Below are 4,189 nucleotides of genomic sequence, written 5' to 3'. Positions count from 1 at the left end.
AAATGCTGTCGAAAACGTCATTTTTGGATACGGAGTGAGGTAAATCACAATTCCTGGGTGAGCTGTACTCGCCACCGAAAGGTCACGAGCCCAGCCGCACTGCCCTTGAGTGAACGATTCGAATAGCCTCTGCCGCAATGACTCTCCGCTTCTGTGGCTGTGAAGCGGAGTGTTGGCGAGATGAGGTCGCCACCGGCTGCTTGCTGGTGGGGCCGGGCAGGTGTTCTGCCCGGTCCCACCAGGTCCGATCAGGCGCGGGGAGGCGGTGCCGTGTTGGGGCACAGCCGCCACGTGGGCAATCGCGTTGGAGGTTCGCCGAAGTGGTGGCCGCAGTCGAAGTATGCGGTGGCGACCGCGTCAGCGGCGCTGGCCGGATCGGCATAGCTGGTGCCGGTGAGTGGTCCGCTGGTGATCTCCAGGGCAGTGGTGGCCGGGTGGTACCGGGCATCGGTGCGCTGGCTGCGGTACACGGTGAACACCGGGAGCCACGACGGCGCAGTGTCGGGAGTGGTGAGCTGGCTGGTCGCTTCGGCGGTGATGGCCAGCCACAGCTCGAGGCTGTCGGGTGCGTGCGTGGAAGCGGCGAAGAGGCTATGTAGTGCGGCCGCGACAATGGCTGGGGCGCAGGCGGTGTCGTTCATGGTCGGTAACGGCTCTTTCTCGAACAGAGATGATGGCGGGCGAACTGGTGACATGTGCAGTGCGCCGGAGTCGGGCACAGTTCGATTCCGGCGCATCGGCAGCCGTTAGGGGTTGGCTAGGGCAAATTTCTTCGGCCGGTCGCTGGTGCGGCGGGCCGTGCCCAGCTCGCTGAGCCTTGCGAGAGCGTTATGTACGGCTCCGCTGCTACGGGCCAGTGCCTTGCCGATCTCGTGCGGGCTGAATTCACTGGTCGGGTGATTGCGAAGAAAGTCTTCAACCTGCCCGCGCAACGCTCCGGGAGCCAATCGGGGCGATCCCTCCTGGTGCGCCGTTGCCGCCCCGGAATCGGCCGCCCCTGTGTCGGGGGCGCTGTCGTCGGTTGCGTCGCCCGTCGGGCCGGATTCGGCACTGGATGCCGCGTCGGTGCCAGCCGGTCCGGGCGGGACGCTGGAATCCATCTTTGCTACGGGAGTGCCGCGTTCGGTGCCGCAATTAGTGGTGATGACCGACCAGCGGTCGGCGGTGCGGGGGCTGTCGGGGACACGGTCGCGGTGTGCAGCCCCGGTGACGGCCCACTGGGACAGGATGCGGCGCGCGGTAGATGCGGCCGTCCCTGCCGCGTTCGCCAATTCGGTCGCGGTGGAACCGGGGTGGCGCACCAACGCAGACCACAACGCCTTGTCGCTGTCGGTACGCAGCGCCGGTGCATCCGCCGCTGTCGCCGCGGCGTCCGAACTGCCGGACCCCGCGGATGTCGCGGGGGTGGTGATGTTTTGTGTGGACATGACTGTTCCTCCCGAATAGCGGGTTCGGTGGGTGTTCGGTCATGTCCCGGCCGGGACGGAAACCACGCCATATCGGTGCCCCTTGTCGGGGGCGCGGCGTCGTTTCACCTATATGGACGCTCCATACCCGTACCGATGTCAAGCGGGTGTCGAATAAAAACTCTGCGGCCCAGCCCTTTTCGATTTCCTGGCAACAACCTGAGGGGGCAATTCTTGCGAACAGTGCCCCTGGCAACTGCACGTACATCTATACAAAGCTTTGGGAACACCGGTGGCCTTCTGTCGGGCGGGCACCCACCTCGCGGGTCTTCGCCCTTCAACCCGCTCCCTCTGCGTTTGTAACTGGTTTCGGCAAACGGCCGATGGCCTGGGCGGATGCCCGAAACGCCCCTGCCGAGCGGTGTCTCGGCAGGGGCGTTCTGACGGGCTAGGCCAGGACTTCCGGTGCTCTCCCGCTACGACGGGAACCCCAGGTCAGGATCGCCGTTCCAGGTGATCGAGTGATCCGAGTTCCACGAGTTGAGGACGGCCGCAATCATTTTCAGGCAGAGGATCAATGCTTGAGCTGAATCGGAGCCGCCGGCAGCGTGATGGAATGGTTCGACCTCGATTCCCTCGATGCGAAACGGCGCATACCAAGTGATTGTCTCCTGTTGGTACGGCAGGCCGATCGAGACTACGACCAGCGACCCTGCTCTGCGCAGCTCGCGCCGCGCGATGACGTGATGGGCCCACTCGGACATCGGTGCTCCTGTTCGTGTTCGTCAGGGCTGGACGGTGCCGCTGCGGCGTTGATCCTCGTGCCGCAACTCGAGTTCTGGTAATTGCCTATGCGTTTCGTTGCCTTCCAGGTCGTGCTTGGGGTGCGGTACGGCATGGGGCTCGACGAGGCAGAGGTCTGCCATCCCACAAACTTGTTTCTGCTGGCCACAGCCGGGGCAATCGGTCCGTGACATCCGATGCAAATCCATGCGGTGCTCGATCCGGACGATTGGCCTGGTCTGCTTGCTGCCTCTCTTCCTCGACGCGTGCCTGGATGTCGTAGACGGATTCACCCCGGGCAACCCGTTCCGGCCAGACGACCGCGAGCAAGCCGACCACCACAGGAATGCCGATCGCCATGCTCAGTCCCCACCACATCACGATCACCCCCGATTACTGTCTGGTACAAGGTGTTTCGCCTCGATCAAGCGCTGCTTCGCTTGCTGTTTGACCGGGCAGATGCACAAAGCGCAGTCGATGTGGACCTGCATGATCGTGTGGGCGTACCCCACCGTCATCACTGGAACGCGGTCGTGACTCATCACCCCGTACATTTCGACTCCCTCCACATCTGTGTCCATGGCATCGAGCGGGCTGCAATCGGCGCGCTGCTGATCAATCGGTTTCAGCCTGCCGCCCAGACGGTTTCGTGGGTAACCGCGTTGTGTTCGGCTAATGACGGCGTATCGTTCGTATTCACACTGTTCAGGCGCATACGCAGATCGCGAATAGGTGGGGATATGGCCAGAGGGCGGGAGTGGACCGGATTCGAAGCAGCGGCCCTGCAGGAGGCCATGCGGTATTCGGTGCGGGACTTTGCGGAAATGCTGGGTGTGGAATCCACAACCGTCACCAATTGGCGTACCGGTCTGAGTACCGTCACCCCACGGACTCGAACCCAGGCCATCCTCGACACCGCGTATCGGCAGCGTGCCACAGTCGAGGATCGCGAACGGTTCGACGAAATCGTGGCGGAAGGAGAAGCCGCGTGGCGAAAGCGACACGGCAGCGCGCAGCAAGATGCCGCAACAGATTCGGCACCGCCCGTTGAATTGGCGTCCATCCCCGATACGTGGTCGGCGTTGGACGACGCACGGTCGACCATTGAAGCCACGCTCATCTCCAGCACGGTCAGTCCGGGTCTACTGGACCTACTCGACGAACGCGTCGACGAACGTATCGCCACCTACACGAGCACCTCGCCGTCGGCCGTCCTCACCGCGGTTGTGCCCGAACTACTGGAAATTCGTCGAATCTCGGCCCAGCGTCAGCCTGCCAATGTCCAAGCACGGCTCTCACGAGCAACCGCCGTCCTCGCGCTGCTGGTAGCCGATGCTCTGATGAAGATGGGGCGCATCGGCGCAGCGAATCACTGGTACGGCACAGCACGCCTCGCCGCGGATGACACCGGGAACCGCGTGTTGCGCGCCCGCGCTCGGGTGCAACACGCGATGCTGCCGTACTACTACGGATACCTCGGGACAGCGGTGAAGCTCGCGCGCGACGCCCAGGAGATCGCTGCTGGGATAACCTGCGACGCGACCGCCCTCGCCGCAGCGTCAGAGGCGCGAGCTCTGGCCCGCAGCGGGGACAACACCGGCGCCGAGTCCGCGCTCGCTCGCGCGCAACAGCTGACCCAGACACTCGACGCATCGACAGGCGATGAAGCCTTCAGGTTCACATACAAGCGGCTCCTGCTCTACATGTCTGGAACACTGACCTACATGGGCCATCTCAGCCGGGCGCGCGAAGTACAGGCCGAAGCGCTTACTCAGTACCGACGGTCGCCGAATGTCCTTGTCGACCCTGCCCTCATCGAACTTGACGCCGCCGTGGCTGAAGCGATCGACGGCTTGTCACGGGACGCCTGCACGATGGCGACGAATGTCCTGTCGAACTTGCCGGCAGAGCAGCACACCCGCATAGTGGTCGCCCGCGCAGCTGATGTGATCACAGCTATTCCTGCGCAGAGCCGCAGCCTGGCATCGGCCGCCGAGCTT

Annotated in this window: 4 protein-coding genes; 1 reads left to right on the top strand and 3 read right to left on the bottom strand. The window is 63.8% G+C overall.

The annotated features are described in order from the left end of the window. Positions 1-248: 248 nt before the first annotated feature. The 3 genes from ON37_RS26690 to ON37_RS26680 all read right to left on the bottom strand — a co-directional run bounded on the left by ON37_RS26690 (position 249) and on the right by ON37_RS26680 (position 2,170). Entirely contained in the window at positions 249-641 is a 393-nt protein-coding gene (locus tag ON37_RS26690; protein ID WP_040723197.1) for a hypothetical protein, read from the bottom strand. Positions 642-746: 105 nt separating this feature from the next. Next, entirely contained in the window at positions 747-1,427 is a 681-nt protein-coding gene (locus tag ON37_RS33165) for a hypothetical protein (RefSeq protein ID WP_157171601.1), read from the bottom strand. Positions 1,428-1,882: 455 nt separating this feature from the next. Continuing rightward, positions 1,883-2,170 carry a DUF6968 family protein gene (locus ON37_RS26680; protein ID WP_040723195.1) on the bottom strand — a complete coding sequence of 96 codons (288 nt, stop codon included), beginning with the start codon at positions 2,168-2,170 and terminating at the stop codon, positions 1,883-1,885. A 429-nt stretch (positions 2,171-2,599) separates the two neighbouring features. Here ON37_RS26680 and ON37_RS26670 point away from each other — a divergent pair. Further along, the coding region (locus tag ON37_RS26670; protein ID WP_157171600.1) for a hypothetical protein at positions 2,600-4,189 on the top strand (1,590 nt) is incomplete at its 3' end.

This window comes from Nocardia veterana NBRC 100344, from assembly GCF_000308855.1.
GTDB lineage: Bacteria > Actinomycetota > Actinomycetes > Mycobacteriales > Mycobacteriaceae > Nocardia > Nocardia veterana.
The sequence above is the reverse complement of the archived record's forward strand: the minus strand, read 5'-3'. Positions and strand labels throughout refer to the sequence as shown.